The sequence below is a fragment of the Glutamicibacter arilaitensis genome, assembly GCF_044793945.1.
In the GTDB taxonomy this organism is placed as follows: domain Bacteria; phylum Actinomycetota; class Actinomycetes; order Actinomycetales; family Micrococcaceae; genus Glutamicibacter; species Glutamicibacter arilaitensis_B.
This window is the reverse complement of sequence record NZ_CP084994.1, coordinates 3747094-3764237: the sequence shown is the minus strand read 5'-3', so window position 1 is coordinate 3764237 and position 17144 is coordinate 3747094. Positions and strand designations below refer to the sequence as shown.

General features: G+C 59.0%; 15 protein-coding genes and 1 pseudogene. 8 read left to right on the top strand and 8 right to left on the bottom strand.

Annotation, left to right across the window (positions count from 1 at the left end; genetic code table 11):
* Positions 1-82: 82 nt before the first annotated feature.
* On the top strand, positions 83-793 hold the full coding sequence (locus LG294_RS17525) for a GntR family transcriptional regulator (protein ID WP_404288027.1): 711 nt from the start codon (positions 83-85) through the stop codon (positions 791-793).
* 89 nt (positions 794-882) lie between these two features.
* On the opposite strand, the gene LG294_RS17520 is transcribed toward LG294_RS17525, so the two are convergent.
* Positions 883-2460, bottom strand: coding sequence for an FAD-binding oxidoreductase (locus tag LG294_RS17520; RefSeq protein ID WP_404288025.1), 1578 nt, complete (start codon positions 2458-2460; stop codon positions 883-885).
* A 100-nt stretch (positions 2461-2560) separates the two neighbouring features.
* On the opposite strand from LG294_RS17520, the gene LG294_RS17515 reads away from it, so the two are divergent.
* The gene (locus tag LG294_RS17515) at positions 2561-3496 is read left to right on the top strand and encodes a LysR family transcriptional regulator (protein WP_404288023.1); all 936 of its coding nucleotides are present in this window, start codon (positions 2561-2563) and stop codon (positions 3494-3496) included.
* Here the strand turns inward: LG294_RS17515 and LG294_RS17510 are convergent.
* Complete coding sequence (locus tag LG294_RS17510) at positions 3493-4821, bottom strand: NtaA/DmoA family FMN-dependent monooxygenase (protein WP_404288022.1); 1329 nt, start codon at positions 4819-4821, stop codon at positions 3493-3495. The two genes, LG294_RS17515 and LG294_RS17510, sit on opposite strands and share 4 nt — an antisense overlap.
* A 202-nt stretch (positions 4822-5023) precedes the next feature.
* A complete protein-coding gene (locus tag LG294_RS17505) occupies positions 5024-6403 on the bottom strand; it encodes an MFS transporter (RefSeq protein WP_404288020.1) in 1380 nt (459 codons plus the stop codon).
* A 258-nt stretch (positions 6404-6661) separates the two neighbouring features.
* On the opposite strand from LG294_RS17505, the gene LG294_RS17500 reads away from it, so the two are divergent.
* The 4 genes from LG294_RS17500 (at position 6662) to LG294_RS17485 (ending at position 11472) form a co-directional block, all read left to right on the top strand.
* Entirely contained in the window at positions 6662-8161 is a 1500-nt protein-coding gene (locus LG294_RS17500) for a 4-hydroxyphenylacetate 3-hydroxylase N-terminal domain-containing protein (protein WP_404288018.1), read from the top strand.
* A 9-nt stretch (positions 8162-8170) separates the two neighbouring features.
* Positions 8171-9601 carry an MmgE/PrpD family protein gene (locus LG294_RS17495; RefSeq protein ID WP_404288016.1) on the top strand — a complete coding sequence of 477 codons (1431 nt, stop codon included), beginning with the start codon at positions 8171-8173 and terminating at the stop codon, positions 9599-9601.
* The gene (locus LG294_RS17490) at positions 9598-10746 is read left to right on the top strand and encodes a flavin reductase (RefSeq protein ID WP_404288014.1); all 1149 of its coding nucleotides are present in this window, start codon (positions 9598-9600) and stop codon (positions 10744-10746) included. The genes LG294_RS17495 and LG294_RS17490 overlap by 4 nt, the downstream gene beginning before the upstream one ends.
* A gap of 171 nt (positions 10747-10917) precedes the next feature.
* Entirely contained in the window at positions 10918-11472 is a 555-nt protein-coding gene (locus LG294_RS17485) for a hypothetical protein (protein ID WP_404288012.1), read from the top strand.
* A gap of 4 nt (positions 11473-11476) precedes the next feature.
* Here LG294_RS17485 and map read toward each other — a convergent pair whose 3' ends face one another.
* Positions 11477-12253 (bottom strand): type I methionyl aminopeptidase, encoded by a 777-nt coding sequence (gene map, locus LG294_RS17480; protein WP_404288010.1) that lies wholly within the window; start codon positions 12251-12253, stop codon positions 11477-11479.
* Between the two features lie 64 nt (positions 12254-12317).
* Here map and LG294_RS17475 point away from each other — a divergent pair, with 64 nt between their 5' ends.
* The gene (locus LG294_RS17475) at positions 12318-12620 is read left to right on the top strand and encodes a helix-turn-helix domain-containing protein (RefSeq protein WP_404288008.1); all 303 of its coding nucleotides are present in this window, start codon (positions 12318-12320) and stop codon (positions 12618-12620) included.
* On the opposite strand, the gene LG294_RS17470 is transcribed toward LG294_RS17475, so the two are convergent.
* Positions 12621-13703, bottom strand: a complete 1083-nt coding sequence (locus LG294_RS17470) for a zinc-binding dehydrogenase (RefSeq protein WP_404288005.1) — start codon at positions 13701-13703, stop codon at positions 12621-12623.
* A 110-nt stretch (positions 13704-13813) separates the two neighbouring features.
* Between LG294_RS17470 and LG294_RS17465 the strand changes: the two genes are divergently transcribed.
* Complete coding sequence (locus tag LG294_RS17465) at positions 13814-14902, top strand: zinc-binding dehydrogenase (RefSeq protein WP_404288003.1); 1089 nt, start codon at positions 13814-13816, stop codon at positions 14900-14902.
* On the opposite strand, the gene LG294_RS17460 is transcribed toward LG294_RS17465, so the two are convergent.
* The 3 genes and pseudogenes from LG294_RS17460 to LG294_RS17450 form a co-directional block, all read right to left on the bottom strand.
* Positions 14892-15533: a hypothetical protein gene (locus LG294_RS17460; RefSeq protein ID WP_404291838.1), complete on the bottom strand. Its 642-nt coding sequence runs from the start codon at positions 15531-15533 to the stop codon at positions 14892-14894. The two genes, LG294_RS17465 and LG294_RS17460, sit on opposite strands and share 11 nt — an antisense overlap.
* 37 nt (positions 15534-15570) lie before the next feature.
* Positions 15571-15839 (bottom strand): annotated as a pseudogene (locus tag LG294_RS17455) (ABC transporter substrate-binding protein); the annotation flags it as partial.
* A gap of 195 nt (positions 15840-16034) precedes the next feature.
* Complete coding sequence (locus LG294_RS17450; protein ID WP_404288001.1) at positions 16035-17144, bottom strand: zinc-binding dehydrogenase; 1110 nt, start codon at positions 17142-17144, stop codon at positions 16035-16037.

The following is a 17144-nucleotide window of genomic DNA, read 5'->3' as shown; positions in this document are numbered from 1 at the left end:
TATTTGTAACCAGTGTCACTCGTAAGTTATGCATAAGTCAACTAAAAATGTATTCTTTGAGTTGTTTGGTATGATTTGTGTCATGGCTAAGCGGACCGACTCGGAAACGATGTCAAAGCACATCAGAGACACCATGCGTACCGATATTTTGGACGGTCGATGGGAGCCGGGCGCGCGCCTGCAATTGACGCATCTTTCGGAGTATTACGCCACCTCAAGCACCGTCATTCGAGAGGCGCTCACGCGCTTGGTCGGTGATCGGCTGGTGACCTTGCGCCCGAATCGTGGATTCTTCGTCCCGGAGCTCTCGCTCGCCGAACTGAGCGACATCGTGGAAATGCGTTGCGCCAACGAGCAACTCGCACTCACGCTCGGCTTTGAACGTGCGCCTTTGGAATGGGAGAGCGAGCTGATAGCCGCCCACCACACACTGAACCGCACCCCGCGTCGTTCGGCAGAAGATCCGGATAATCACACCCCCGCGTGGAACCACGCGCACCAGGAATTCCACAACAAGCTCGTCGAGGCCTGCGGTGTGCCCATGCTGACGGAGCTCACGCAGACACTTTCGGACCTCATCCAGCTTTACGGGCGTTGGGCGGGACCGGCGACGCGCGACGTCAAACGCGATATTGAACAAGAACACGCCGATATCCTGGCCGCGGCACTGGACCGCGATGCACGGCTGACCGGCGCGCTGCTGCGCAAGCACTACGAAATCACCTTGCACGCGGTGCGCAACGGCGGCGAGGCCGGGCTGGCCTGCGCGGGCCACGGAGCCGTAGCAAGCTAAAGCCAGCACCCTGAGGTTGAACGCAGTAACGCTGATGGCGTGGCACGCAGAAAATTCTGCATGCCACGCCATTGATGTTTCGCGGGCTGTTAGCTCAGCTGTTCCTGCGGAGCGCTAGAACGCGCCTGGCGGTAGCGTGCCGGCCAAACACCCTGCTTGCCCGGGGCCAGGATGCCGGCTGGGTCCAGTGCATCCTTGATCTTCTCCTGCAGGCGGCGAGCGGCGTTGTCGTTGAAGTCGAAGCCGTCCGCGATGCGATCCATGTAGTCCACGTGGCTGCGGTACGGGGCGTAACCACGGGCTCGCGCAGCGTCCAGCAGTTCGGTATACAGGGCGCGGGCCCGCGCGAGCATTTCCTCGTTGCCGCGCTCGAAGAAGATCATCGTCACATGAACCATATGACGCGGGTACAGGTGGTAGCCGATATACAGATCGAAGCCGTACTTTGTGTAGAGCTTCTTGGCTTCCTGGTAGAACTCGTAGACCGCTTCGCCGCGCGCGGGGATGATCGGTGCGGCATCGATGTGGCCACCGTTTTCAGCTGCCCATCCCACGGTGGATAGCGGTTTCAGCGTTGGCACGCCTGCCATCTGCGTCTTATCCAGCGGCGCAATGTCATCATGCTGCAGGGTCAGGCCCTCGGCTCCGGAGTAGAAGCGTGCGTTCACCGTGGCGCCTGGGATCTGCGCGATGCGTTCCTTGACTATTTCAAGACGGCGTTCGCACAGTGCGCGATCGCCATAGAAGGCGAACTTGCCGTTCCATTGTCCGATGCCGAACTCCTGGCGCATCTCTTCCAAACGCCAGTCGGGGATTGAGCCTTCGCCATCCCAGAACTGGGCGCGGTTTCCGCGCATGGTGGCCGCCCGGACCACATTGCCGCACAGGGCATTGTTCTGGATGATCTCTTCGCGACGCAAGGTGGTGAGGACGTCGATCAGCTGCGGGAGGTCTTCCTCGCGATGCACCGCAATGTCGCCATTGACGTAAGTGTTCGGAGCGGGCTGCAGCCAGAGGCCAACCTGAGTGACCACGCCGAGATTGGACTGGGTGAACAGTCCGTCGAGGGTCGGGCCGAACCCGCCCTGGAAGATTGGGCCAAGTTCGGTGCCATCCATGGCGCCCATGCCGGTGCGCACCAGCTCGCCGTCCGCAAGCACCACCTCCATGCCGCAGAGGGACTTCACATGATCACCGTAAGGTGTCATGCCGTATCCGCGGTCGAGCATATTTCCCAGTACCGAGCCCCAGCCCAGGGCCGGAACCGACATCCAGAGATTGAGCTTGTGCTCCTTGATGTATTCAAAGAGATCAAAGAAGGTCACTCCGGGTTCCACCACCGCGTAGCACAGCCGGTCATCAACCTTGATGATCCGGTTCATCCGGCTCAGGTCCAAGGCAACCATGCCGCCGTCGCGGGGTTCAGGTCCGCCGTAGCCCAGGTTCTTGCCGCAGGAGAAGGTCCACAGCGGGACCTCGTGCTTAGTGGCCAGCGCGACGATTCCCTGGACTTCTTCGGTGCTGGCAGGGCGGATGCCGGGCCACGGTGTACGTCCGGGGTTCAGCGGGTAAGGGTCAAGGTACCCTTCGGAATCTCCAAGCGAGACAATGTTTTCCTCGCCAACGATGACAGCGGCTTCGCGCAGGAAGTCTTCACGACGGTCCATGATTCACCCTTCTTTGGCCACCGGCACAAGGGCGGTGGCAGTTAAGTCTTAATCGAAACTTTTGCTTTGCATTATCTTTGCCATCAATATGATTGACGACATGAGCCTCGTATCGCATCCGCAACTTACCCTGCGTCAGCTGTGGCACTTCGTGGTTGCCGCCGAGGCCGGCACGATGGCCGAAGCCGCACGACGGCTGCATATGGCACCCTCGGCAATTTCAATGTCAATTGCCGAGCTGGAACGCATTGTCGGATCCGAACTGGCCATCAAGCGCCGCGCCAAGGGGCTGACGCTCACCGCCACCGGCCGCACCGTCGTGCGCCAGGCCCGTGAGCTGCTGGAACTGGCCCATGACCTGGAAACCATGGGGCACGGAACCCGTGCGTCGCTGACCGGTCCGCTGACGGTGGGTTGTTTCATGCCGCTGGGGCCGACCATCATCCCGCCGATGCTCAACGCCTTTGCACTGCAGTGCCCCAAGGTAGAGGTGGACTTCATGGAAGGATTCCACCAAGACATGCAAGATGCGCTGCTAGATGGTTCCATCGATGTCGCCTTCCTTTACGGAGCAGATATTTCCCCGGCCCTGCGTTCGGCCACCGTGGCCATGGCCCCGGCCTACGTGCTGCTTCCGGCGGACCATGCCTTGGCCGCGGAGTCCTCTGTTTCCTTAGCCCAGATTGCGCAAGACCCGTTGGTGCTCTACGAATCTGAACCACTGACCCGACGCATCCTAGGGATGTACCAAGGCTGCGGAATCATCCCGCAGATCAGGCATCGTTCCCGCTCCTACGCCACGATGCGTTCCCTCGTGGGAACCGGTCGTGGCGTAGCGGTGATTTTCCAGCAACCTGCACTGGAAGCGCCGTATGTGGAGCTGAAAGTAGTGCTGAAACCGTTGACCTTGCCAGATAACCAAACGGCGGCGGTGCCGGTCTCGGTGGCCTGGCCGCGTAGTTCCCGGCTGAACTCCCGTGCCCAAGCATGGGTGGAAGTTGCCGCCGAACTCTTTGACCAGGCCGCTGGGAACTAGACTCGTTCGCGGATCGAGGCCGGACGTGACAGTCCAAAGTTGTCACGCAAGGTGGTGCCCTCGTACTCGGTGCGGAAGTAGCCGCGTTCCTGGAGTTCTGGAACCAGTTTGTCGCAGATCAGCTTGAAACCACCCGGATTGAACGGAGCGTTGAGGTTGAACCCGTCGCAGGCCTTGGAATCGAACCAGTCGATCATCCGGTCTGCCACGGTGCTTGCGGTACCAGCCATCCACTGGTGTCCGGTGGAACGGGCAAGATCTACGATTAATTCGCGCAGGGTCATGCCCTGATCCACCGACTTGCGGCGGTAGATCTGGTAGCGCGAGCCCAGCGCCGGATCATCGGAGAACCAGGAAGCCGGGATCTTCTCATTGAAGTCCAGCTCGGACAGGTCCATTTTCAGATCCGCTCCGACCTGTACGCGGCCGTTGTCCAGGTGCAAGTGGTTGGCGAGGTGCTCGGCCAGCTCATCGGCTTCGGCCTGGGTGTCGCCGAGGATCGGCAGAATGCCTGGGATGACCTTGATGTCGTGAGGATTGCGGCCCTTGGCTGCCGCCATGGCCTTGAACTTGGCATAGAACTCCACCGAAGGTTCCTTCAGCGGCTGCGCGGTGTAGATGCCGTCCGCCACCGAGGAGCCCAGGTCCATGCCCGGGCCGGAGGAGCCTGCCTGCACGAGAACCGGGCGGCCCTGCGGGCTGCGCGGCATGTTGATAGGTCCTTGGACCTGGAAGAACTCGCCCGAGTGATTGATCGGGTGGATCTTTTCGGTGTCTACGTACCAGCCGGTTTCCTTGTTGTTGATGACTGCGTCATCTTCCCAAGAATCCCAGAGCTGCTGGACGACGTCGACAAATTCGGTGGCGCGGCGGTAACGGGTGGCCGGATCCGGCGCGGATTCGATGCCGTAGTTCTGGAAGCCATCGGAGCTGGTTACGATATTCCAGCCGGCCCGCCCGCCAGACATGTGGTCCAGTCCAGCCATCTGCCGGGCCACGTTGTACGGCTCGGAGAAGGAAGTGGACACGGTGCCGATCAGACCGATGTTCTTGGTGCGCGCCGCCAACGCCGCGAGCACTGTCATCGGCTCGTAGAAGCCGTTCATCTTGATGTCGCCGCGCATCACTGTATTGGCGTGCACGATATCTCCGAAGAAGATCGCGTCGAGCTTGGCGTCTTCGGCCATCTTGGTCAGGTCATAGACAAATTCGAGGTTAGCGAGCTCGTCGGAACGCGAGCCATCCATGCGCCAGGAATCCTTGTGGTATCCGGCGGGAAGCATGAACGTGGTGAGCACCATGTGCTTCGGATTTTTGGGAGTCATTCTGGCTGTTCCTTTCCAAATGGGAACCCGCGGCATGAATTTCGCGGGTGTAACCCAGGGCACTTATATCTATGGTGCCAAGCGAGTAGTAAGTCGTAAATAGAGAAGTTTTTGCTGTATAGCATCAATAAAATTGATGATTGGTTCTAAAAGTTTGCCGCGGGCCGAATGGCGCCGCGGCAAACGTTGGAAACCGGGCAGGTTAGGCGCTGACGCGGCCCTTGCTGTTGTCCACTGTGAGCTTCTTGTGCTCCAAGGCTGCACCCTCGGGGCTGATGCGGATCGCGATGAATCCGATCACTAGAATGGCGACCCAGAAGATGCCGACCGACATGACGCCGAAGGTCATGGCCAGCGCGGTGGCAATCATCGGTGTGAAGCCGGCGCCTAGGGTGGAGGACCCCTGGTAAGCCAGGGATGCCCCGGTGTAGCGCACGTCTGCCGGGAATAGTTCGGAGATGTAGGCGCCGATCGGTCCGGCGAGGATGCCCTGGATCAAGCCGTTGCCAACCAGCACCGCGATCATGAATCCCCAGCCGGTTCCGCTGCTCATCAGAGCGACGGCCGGGAAGGCCCATAGGATGCCGGCTACAGCGCCGACGGTCAAGATCGTTTTGCGGCCATAGCGGTCCGAAAGCCTCGCGGCGAGCAGACAGACCACGATGGTGATGATCGCGGCGTAGCCTTTGGTGTTCAACACGAAGGAACGGTCAACGCCAAGCCCGACGGCCTGCGAGACGCCCCAGGAGGTCAGGATTCCCTGGCAGGTATAGAAGCCCAGGGAGGCGACCAAGGTGATGACGACGGTCTTGGAGTGGTGCTTGAGCACTAGGGAAATCGGAGTTTTGCGTTCCTTTTGCTTGCTCGCTGCCTTCTGGTCAAGCTCCTGGAATACCGGCGATTCGGCGACCTTCAAGCGAATCACCATGCCGATGAGGATCAAGACGGCGGAGAACAAGAATGGAATTCGCCAGCCCCAGGTGAGGAAGGCGTCCCCGGTGCTGAAGGAAACAAAGGAAACCAGGAAGGTGGCAAGCAAGCCACCAGCAGGTGCGCCGGCATTGGCGAAAGAAGCGGCAAAGCCGCGCTTATTAGCCGGTGCATGTTCCAGAGCCATCAAGGTGGCGCCGCCCCATTCGCCGCCCACCGAGACCCCCTGCACCAAGCGCAGCAGGATCAAGATGATCGGCGCGGCAATGCCGATGGTAGCGGTGGTTGGCAGCAGGCCGATGGCGATGGTGGCAAAGCCCATCATCATCATGGACAGCACCAGCATTTTCTTGCGGCCCACGCGGTCACCGAAGTGGCCAAAGATGATTCCGCCTAATGGGCGGGCCAGGTAGCCCACGGCGAGGGTGCCGAAGGAGGCGAACAATGCCAGCCCCGGGGTGAGGTTTCCGAAGAAGACTTTGTCGAAAATAATCGACGCGGCGGTGGCGTAGAGAATGAAGTCGTAGTACTCAATGACGCTACCCAGGAAGCTGGAGCCGAGGATGCGGCGCAGGTCTTTGGTATTGAGCGAATCGTTCTTGGGCACTGCTGGAGAACTTTCGGCTCCGGTGTTCGAACGTGGTGCAGACACGAGGGAACTCCTTCCTGATGGGGATTTGTGACTCAACCCATAATGACCCACGACACATGCTCTCGTCCAGTTTTTACCTATTATGTAACAGAGAATATTTTTTCCGTGAGTGCAACCTCCCCGTAAATCCGCGGTAAATCGAGGGTTCTGAGAAAAATATCGCCCAAGGGATTGATTTGCTTCACACAAGTTATATAAACTTCAGCACAGAATATATTTTTAATCCCGAGTGAGGGACGATCCGTTAGGAGTAATCACATGAGTGCACGCACTGGTGAGCAGTACCGGGCAGGTCTGAAGGATTCCCGTGAAGTATGGCTCGGCAACGAACAGATCGATATCACGGAGCATCCCGCGTTCCAAGGTTCGATCAACGGCATGGCCGCCTACTTTGACTACCAGCACAAGTACGCTGATGACTGCCTGATGGAAGATGCGGAAACCGGCGAACAGCACAACGTCTCACTGCTGCGCCCGCGCAACGCTGCGGACATCGCACGCCGCCACCGTGCTTTTGATCGCCTGGCCCGCTACTCCAACGGCATGCTCGGCCGCACTCCGGACTACGTCAACGTAGTACTGGCCGGCCACGCCTCCCGCCCGGACATTTTCGCCAAGTCCGGCGACCCGGTCTACTTCGAGCGTTTGCAGAATTACTGGCGTCTGGTCCAGGAGCAGGACTTGGCCCTGACCCACACCATCGTGCATGCCGCCATTGACAAGTCGGTGGGCGAACTGCAGGGCATCAACGAAGAATTAACTCTGCGCGTAGTTGAGCGCACCGATCAAGGCATTATTGTCCGCGGAGCAAAGATGCTCGCAACCTTGGGCCCAATTGCCGACGAACTCTACGTTTACCCAGCGGTGCCAATTCAGAAGGGCTACGAGGAATACGCACTATCCTTCGCGATCCCGGTTGCTACCAAGGGCGTCGTCTCGGTCTGCCGTGATCACTACGGCGTGGACCAGCCAATCGTGGACAAGCCATTCTCCTCACGCTTCGATGAGCAGGATGCGGTGATCATCTTTGATGATGTTCTGGTGCCTTGGGATCGTGTGTTCATCGATGGCCAGCTGGACGTTTACAACTCCCTGAATGCGGGTACCGCCACCGGCAACACCCAGCAGCAGACCGCCATCCGCGCGTCGGTGAAGCTCGAATTCGCTTATGATCTGTGCGTGCAGATGGCCAAGGTGACCGCCACGGACACCAAGCCGGAAACCGCGTCGATGCTCGGCGAAATCTACTCTTACCTGCGGATTGCCCGTGCGGTGATCCACTCGGCTGAGGTTAATGCCTCCGAGTGGGGTGGCGGAGCGTTCTTCTGCCACGATGACATCTCCAGCCTGCGCACCATGATGCCGTTGTGGATGGCTCGGGTCAACGACATCATCAAGTCCATGGGCTCGCACAACCTGCTGGCTACGCCTACCGCGGCAGCCTTCGAAGAGACCCGTCTTGGTCCGCTGCTGAAGAAGTACCTGCCAGGGGCCAACGGCATCGCACCGGAGGAGCGCGCGAAGATTTTCCGCACCGCGTGGGACTTCGCCGGTTCCGCCTTGGGAAGCCGCAACGAACTTTACGAACGCTTCTACCTGGGCTCCATTGGCCGCGCTCGCGCGCTGGACCACAAGAAGGCCCAGATGAAGGGCGAGACCGGAGCCTACGAGGCAATGTTTGCCGAAGCGGGAATCTTTCCCGCCCCGGTATCCACCGAAGGCCTCGACCTCGACGCAGCCGCCCCGGCGCGCGCCTAAGGAATTGACATGCAAACGCGAACGCCGGACCTGCTCGACGCACTAATTGATCATGCGTTGGGAATTCAATTCACGGACCTGCCCACGCAGACCGTGCACCGAGTTACCCAGCGGCTGCTCGACAGCGTCGGTGCGGGGCTGGCCGGGCATCAAGCCGATGATGCGGCCACGTTGCGTCAGGCGGTCACCGCTTGGGGAGACGGGGGGCAAGCGCATGTGCTTGGTACCGACCAAAAGCTTCCGGCAGCCTCGGCGGCTTTCCTTAATGCGGTGCTGATCCGTTCCTTTGATTTCGAACCGGTGGAAGCCGATGGGCCAGGCGGGAAAACTGTTGCGGCGCACATCTCCGGCACCACCGTCCCTGTGGTTCTCGCCTTAGGGGAGTCCACCGGTGCCAGCGGAGCGGAGGTCATCACAGCCCTTGCGGTAGGCGATGATCTCACCGCCCGGCTCGCGGTGGCCGGTGGCTTCGATGTCTACTCCGGGCAGGACAATACCGGAACCGTCAACGCGATCGGCGCAAGCCTGATTGCCTCGCGAATGCTTGGATTGGATCACGAAACGACCCGCCATGCGGTAGGCATCGCGTTGAACCAGGCGGCCGGAACGGTGGCTGCGATCTTCGACGGAGAAAATGGCTTTAAGCTTCCCATCGCCTTTGCCGCCCGGGCCGGCATCACCGCAGTACAGCTTGCGCAGGCAGGGATCCGCGGACCTAAAGACCCGCTGACTGGGAAGCATGGTTATTTCGAGGTGTTCACCACGGATCCTGAACCAGCGTTTGCGGTCCAGGGATTGGGTGAAAGCTTCCACGGGGACTGCACTATCAAACCATTTGCTTCCTGCCGCGCGGCCCAGCCTTCGCTGCAAGCCTGTGCCGAACTGGTCACCGAGCATTCGGTGAGTGCGCAGGAGATTGAATGCCTTACCGTGCACGTCACCGAAAGGACGCTTAGCGGATTTGTTGGTGCCCGGTTCGGTGAAGGCGATACTCGCACCACCGCAGCCCTGTTTTCGATTCATCTCACCGCTGCAGTGGCGTTACTGCACGGCACGGTGCGACCAGAACACCTGACCGCTCAGGCGCTCGCAGATCCGCGGCTGCCTCCACTGTTGGGGCGGATTGAAATTGCCGGAACACTGCCTAATAATCAGCGGCTGACCGCCGAAGTCACCGCCCGTCTGAAAGACGGAAGCATTAAGCATGTGCGGGTTGAACACCCGAACGGCAACATCTTACGCACCGCGCTGACTGAAGAAGCGGTGGATGAAAAGTTCACTCGTAATCTCGGCTTTGGCACGCCGCAGCTTACCGAACGCAGCGACGCGTTACGGCAGCAGTTGAAGAATCTCTGTGCGGCCCCAAACCTTTCAGAGTTATTTGAAACTCTCGATCCCACCAAAAATTTCACCTTGATTCGTCAGGAGCAGTACTCATGAACACCACCGCACCAATCCACAATGTTCAGCCCGTAGACCAGAACATCTTCCGTAACGTCGTGGGACACTTCGCCTCCGGCGTCACCGTGATCACCACCGTGGTTGACGGTCAGCTTTACGGCACCACCGCCTCGGCAGTCTCCTCCTTGTCCATGGACCCGCCGATGATGCTTGCGTGCCTGAATCGCTCCAGCAGCACTCATGACCGCGTGGTTGAAGCCGGCGTCTTCGGCATCAATATCCTCGCCGAAGATCAGGGTGCGCTCGCGTTCCATTTCGGGCGCAAGGGCGAAGATAAGTTCGCAACCGTTGCGCATACTTTGTCCGCAGAAGGCGTGCCATTGATTGACGGCGCGCTGGCCACGATTGTCTGCAAGGTCGCCGAAACCCCTACCGGTGGCACTCATACCGTGTTCCTTGGACTAGTCACCCACTCCGAAGCTCATGATCGCGAACCGCTGGCGTACTACCGCGGAACCATGGGCCGGCTGGAACCTACCAAGGAACTGGCCGCATACCAGGCAACCCGCAACTGGGTATTGCTGCGCACCAGTCCGCTGGGCGAAGACTTGGATCTTGACGGAATTGCGGCCGCCTCCCGCGCAGACGTGGACCATGTGGCTACCGCCCTGGTGAAGCTTGAAAGTGAGCATCTGGTCTTCCGTACCGAAAATGGCAAGTACCAGCCCAAGCCAATTACCGCAGAGCTCACCGACTCAGCCTACGATTCACGGGCAACCATTGAGTCCGGTGTGATTGCCGCACACCTGTCTAAGCTCACCGATGAAACTGTTGCGCAGTTGCGTGAGATCACCGAGAAGTTAGGCACCTTGCGTCAGGATTCAGCCGCAGATCTGGACGCATTCCTCGCGCTCAACGTGGCCTACCATGATGCGTTGGTCGGCGTTGCAGGATCTACCCAGCTGATCGACTCATTCCGACGTCTGGGTATCGGTACCGTATGGCGCCAGGCTCTCACCGGTGAAGAATGGGCCCGCCAGCTGGATCACAGCTACGTAGTGAAGCTGACCGAAGCCTTGGCTACTCGCGATATGGCAGCTGCGTTAGCGGCGCTGGCCGAACACACCGCGTTTGCCAAGTCGCTGGCACGCGATGTTGTATCGCGCCACGGCGGCCAGGTCTAAAACCTGCACTAGGCCAACTCAAGCCGGTCCGTTTCCTCAGCGAGTGGGGGACGCGGGCCGGCCTGAGCTGTTGGCAGCGGTCAGAGCTCATCCTCAGGGTGTAGGTCCAGTAGCCAGAGTTCACCCTCTGCACGGAAGCCATCCGGAGCGTTGCTGACTAGATTTAAAGCCATGATGAAGAAAAAGTATCTTTCAATGATGGTCTTGGCGATCCCGAGCGCGCTGCTGCTGACCGGCTGCAACGTTAGTGATCTGGTGCAAGATCAATACGAACAGTCGGCATCCAAGAGTGCAAAAACTTCCCAGGAGGGTGTGGCCTCCGGATTGCTTCCCACATGGGTTCCGGACGGTGGCACCGACGTGAAGTTGGAACAGCGCAGTACCGGAGATGAACGAATCTTTGTCATGGACTACTCGGGAGAACTATCTCCGGAAAGCTGCAAACCACTCAAGCGCGTGGGGGCGCCTAGCGACAACGAACTGGCAAAGGGTTATGCCGCAGACCCACGCACTAAGAAGCTGGACGCAGGTAATTTTGTCACCTTCCGTACCCTCGAAGCTGACTGGTGGCCGCAGGACGCCGAGCAACGAACCACCACCCTGTGCGGGCGCTGGTGGGTACATCAAGACGACGGCAAGCTGTACGCCTTTGCCCCGGATAACTCCCGTGTTGCTAACGCTATCGTTGCCGAGCGAGCCGAGAGCGCCAAGCAAGAGAGCCAGTGAGTTCTTAGCCGCGGCTCGGCAGGGTCATGATCTGTGCGCCGACTTCGGTGATCAAAATGGTGTGTTCGGTATGCGCCGTGCGGCAACCGGTAGCACTGCGCAGCGTCCAGCCATCCGGATCGGTGATGAGATTAGCGGTATCGGTCATCACCCAAGGTTCTAAGGCAAGCATCAACCCGGGAACTAACTTGTAGCCGCGGTTTGGCCGTCCGGTGTTGGAGACATGCGGTTCTTGGTGCATGGTTGAGCCGATGCCGTGTCCGCCGAATTCGGTGTTAATTGGGTAGCCTGCATCGCGTAAGACGGCCCCGATAGCGTAGGAGATATCGCCAATTTTGACGCCCGGCTTAGCTGCCGCGATCCCGGCAGCCAAGGCGCGCTGGGTAGTTTCGATTAGCTTGGCACTTTCCTCGTCCTTGGACTGGCCTACGACAAAGCTGATGGCTGCGTCAGCGGCGATTCCGTCCTTGGAAATTGCAAGGTCCAAAGTCAGCAGGTCGCCGTCGGCTAGCGCGTAGTCGTGGGGCAATCCATGCAGTACCGCATCATTGACTGCGGTGCAGATGTAATGGCCGAACGGGCCGCGTCCAAAGGATGGTGCGTAATCCACGTAGCAGGACTCCGCTCCGGCACCGAGTATCATTTCCTTGGCCCACGTATCAATTTCCAGCAGGTTGGTGCCTACCGCGCTTCGTTCGCGCAGCGTCTGCAGGATCTTTCCCACGAGTGCGCCGGTAACTTGGGCGCGTGCCGCTTCCTTGGAGTTGAGAATTTCGATCATGAGCAACCTTCTTATAAACCAATAATAATACCGTTCATACTATACCGGTACTATAATAGGTTTTATGGTCAGACTACCCCTTACCCTGATAGAGCTCCAGCGCGGTGAACGACTTGGTGCACTCCTGCGCAGTGTGCGCTCCGAGCGCACCATGGTCGATGTAGCTTTTGAAGCCGGAATCTCCCCGGAGACGCTACGCAAAATCGAATCCGGAAGGATTGCCACCCCTGCTTTCGCCACTATCGCGGCGATTGCAGGGGTCCTGGAGATCTCCTTGGATGAGCTGTGGGCGGCCTTGACTGCCGATACTTTCAGCCCTACGGCCGATGAGTACGACAAGCCTGCGCGGCAGCGGCTGGCAAGCTAGCTAGAAGCGGATGACGCTACGGGCAATGGCACCTGTTTCCTGCTTCTCGTAGGCTTCGTTGATCTTCTCTAACGGAATTTCCTGAGCGATCAGATCATCCAGGTTCAGCCTTCCCTGCAGGTAGAGGTCTGCATAATACGGAATGTCTTTGCGCACGTTAGAGGACCCCATATAGATCCCATGCAGGCTGCGCTGGTGGAGCAGGAGATCCAGCATGACATTGAGTTCCAAAGGCTTGCCCTGAGGCAGTCCGATGAAATGCACGTGGCCGCCGGTTCGCGTCACGTCGATGGCTTGGCGCTGGGTGGCTCCCAAGCCAATGGCTTCGAAGGAATGGTGCGCCCCTGAGCCGGTGATCTCCTTGATAGCTGCAACGACATCCTCCTCGCCGCCGTTGATGACATGGGTGGCGCCAAACTTTTTGGCCAATTCGAGCTTGTCCGGTTGCAGATCAATCCCGATGATGCTCTTGGCTCCGGCAAGCCGCGCGCCCTGAATGACGTTGAGCCCAATACCGCCCAAGCCGACTACCGCAACGGTTTCACCTGGAGCGACCTTTGCCGCGTTGAGTACAGCACCGACGCCCGTCGTGGTGGCGCAACCGAGTACCGCCGCCTGCGCAAACGGAATCTCTTTGGGAACCTTCACGAGCTTGTTCTGATGCAAGACGGTGTACTCAGCGAACCCCGCAACGCCGAACCCTTCTACGCGTTGCGCATCGCGGGTAAGCCTGGCCGGGTCCTGCGGGCCGCGCAAGGCAGTTTGCGGCGAGGTGCACCGGTAGCTCGCCCCGTTGACGCATTCGGCGCACGTTCCGCAAAAGCTGATTTCGGTGGCGATGACGTGGTCGCCGATTTCAAAGTCGGTGGCCTCAGGCCCGAGCTCAATTACGATCCCTGCCATTTCGTGGCCAACTACCATCGGCAGCGGACGCCCGCGGTCAACATTGGCCACAATGTGGTCCGAATGGCACAGGCCTGCCGCTTCGACCTTGACCAGGACCTCCTTGCCGCGAGGCTGGTCTACTTCCACGTCTTGGATGTCGAACCCTGCACCGATGGTGTTGATGATTGCTGCGCGCATGGAAACCTCATTGTTGGATTTGTGTATCGAAAATACATTATTTCTACTAGTATATTTTCAAGCGTGCTTTTCGTCACGTCTTTTCGCGAAAATCTTTTGGAGGAAGCTCTATGCAGGCTGCAGTCATCTCGGAAGTCAAGGGTGCCTTCGACGTTGTGGACATCACGGTGGACAATCCGGCGGCACACGAAGTGCTCATCGATGTGAAAGCCAGCGGGCTGTGCCATTCGGACCTTCACGTGGCCAGCAACGATCTTGGTTTTCCACTGCCTGCGGTCCTTGGCCATGAAGTAGCCGGCCTGGTTGTAGGCGTGGGCTCAGCGGTCACCGCACTGGAGGTCGGCGACCGCGTGGTGACCTCACCGGTGCATAGCTGCGGGGTGTGCACCGGATGCCGCAGCGGACGCCCTTTCCAATGCCGGGTTCCTTCGCAGACCTCTCGTCCCCAGGGCGCCGCCCCCAGGCTGTCCCTCGACGGGCAGGCGCTGACTCAGTTCATTGGCGTGGGTGGATTCGCCGAACAGGTACTGGTGCATGAAAATACTGTAGTGAAAGTCCCGAACAGCATTCCTTTTGACCGGGCGGCCCTTCTTGGCTGCGGCGTGGTCACCGGCGCAGGAGCGGCAATTAACACCGCTCGCATTCGACCCGGGGACACCGTGGCGGTGATCGGTGCCGGCGGAGTGGGCTTGAACGTGATCCAGGGTGCCAAGCTTGCCGGTGCGACGCGCATCATCGCCATCGACCTGCAGCCTGCGAAGCTGGAACTTGCCTCGCTCTTCGGTGCCACTGACGTCATTAACGGTGCAGAGGTGGATGCGGTAGCCACCGTGCAAAAGCTGACCGGCGGAGGAGTGACCCACGCTTTCGAAGTGATCGGGTTGAAGCCCACCACGGAGCAGGCAGTGGCGATGTTGGAAATTGGCGGGACGGCCTACCTGATTGGGGTCCACAAGCCGGGCTCGACTATCGACGTAACCCCGTTTGGCGACCTGATGGGTAAGCAGAAGGGGATTCGTGGCGTCGCCATGGGGTCTAGCAATATTCAACTGGATATCCCGATGTACGCCGAGTTGTACCTGCAAGGGCGTTTCAAACTAGATGAACTAGTCTCGGCGCACATCACGCTAGACCAGATCGAGCAGGGCTATGAGCAATTGCGCGGCGGTGCCGTCGCGCGCAACGTGATCATGTTCTAGAACTTTTTCTAATGGCTGTGTGGGATTTGCCTGCGCAGCCCCCACGGCCATGGTGAAAAGGACCGGACCAATTCACGGCGGCAGAATCCCGGCGCGGAGCTTTATCCCAAGGTACTTCCTTGGTGGTTACCGGATTCTCAATAAGCCCAAAATGCGACATTGCGTCTAAGCCCGACTGCGACTCAGCGATATTAAAATCAACGCTCGCCGGGACGAACATCGTTGGTGCCTTGGCGATGTCGATCTGGTTTACCTCGGCGTTCGTCTGGCGGACTTCTTGGAGGTTCTCCGGATCCTGATAGAAGCTCACCGCCTCGCGCATCGCGGCCACGAATTTCTCTGCAGCCTGGGCGTTGGAACCTAGCCCCTGAGCCGTGGCGACCCATAAGGTGCCCGGTTGATTGCCCTGGAACTCGCGGATCGGGTTTGCAATCGACGTGAAGCCTGCGTCAATCATTTGTTGGTAGAAAGTTCCGGCGGGGAGCGCCTTATCCACCGTGTGCTGTTCCAAAGCAGCCTGCACGCCGGCATAGGGAACGCTCACCTCGTTGAATGCATCTTCGGTGACCCCTACGGCCTCTAAGGCCTGAAATAGCGGAATGCCGCTTCCGGTTTTGATCCCCCACGACACCGACGGTTTTACCTTTTAAGTCTTTCAGGGAGCTAATTTCCGAGTCTTTGGCAACTATGACTCCTGAATTATCAATCTCGGCATCGACGACGCTATTGCCGGCAACCGCCTTGATCGGGACACCTTGGGCCGCCGAGTTGCGACATTGGTCCTAGCGCCCGTGGCAATATCGACTTCTCCGGAGATAGCTCGCGCGATCTGGGATGCGGGTTCCGCCCCGTTGAGGATTTCTACGTCCAGTCTCTGATTCTCGAAGAATCCTTGGGACTGGGCAAGGTAGGCGGTTTCAAACTGAATATTTGCCACCGAGACCCGCAGGCCGCCAATCCCATCAGGGCTAATGACGAAATGACAGCGTACGTTGTGACACGACGGAATCGAGTTGCGTGCTTTGCCAATGGCATGGTGGTGATTCTTGCGGCTGAAACGGGATGGCAGGAAAATTGGCTCGACGATTCTGTAAAATCGTCGAGCCAATTAGATCGGGCAGTGCTCGATCGGCTAACTGAAGCTGGTAATTACGCTGCGAGCCATGGCTGCGCCGTTTTTCATTGTTTCGAAACCCTCATTGATTTGGTCAATATGCATTTCCCTGGCCACTAGCGCATCAAGTTCAAGGCGTCCTGCGAGATAGTGCTCCACGTATCGGGGGATATCGCGCTGCGGGTTGGAAGAGCCCATGTAGATTCCATGCACAGTGCGTTGGGGTTGGATGATGTCTGCCATGGCATCCAGCACAAGTTCCGCGCCTGGTTTGTGCAAGCCAACGAGGTAGGCATCCCCGGCGACCCGCGTCATGCGAATTGCCTGCGCGCTGGTTACTGCCAGTCCGATCATTTCAAAGGCATGGTCCACCCCGCCGCCGGTCAGCTCGCGGACTGTGGCTACTGCATCTTCGGTGCCCCCATTAATGGTGTGCGTGGCACCGAAACGCCGGGCATGGTCCAGCTTTTCATCCGCGAGATCCACCGCGATGATTTTTGCGGCGCCGGCGATCCGGGCAGCATTAATCGCGTTCAGTCCGATGCCTCCGGCACCAATGACGGCCACCGAATCTCCGGTACCGACATTGGCGGTATTGAATACCGCGCCGGCGCCGGTCAACGTTGAGCAGGCCATGACCGCGGCTTGGGGGAATGGGAAGTTCTTCGGGATCTTCACTACCTGATGCGCATGCACCAGCGCATACTGGGCAAAACCACCGGTGCCGAACATCTGTGTCACCGGTGCTTCGCCGCTGGTGATCCGCGGGTTGTCGTGAGCTGCACGCAGGGTATGTTCACGCCGTTCACACCGGTAGACCTCGCCGGAGCGGCAAGCGGTGCAGTGAGCGCAATATTGGATCAAGGTGGCCACCACATGATCGCCAACTTTTAATCCGGCTGCCTGCTCACCGACCTTGGTGATGATTCCGGAGATCTCGTGACCCATCAGCAGTGGTGCAGGAATCCCCAGATCAATACTGGATAGATGCGCATCGGACTGGCATAAGCCCACCGCGCGGACCTCGATCAGTACCTCTGCACCTTGCGGGTCATCGATCTGAATTTGTTCAATGCTAAAGGTCCCGTCGAATCCCCGAACCAGTGCTGCGCGTGCATTCGTTGGCAT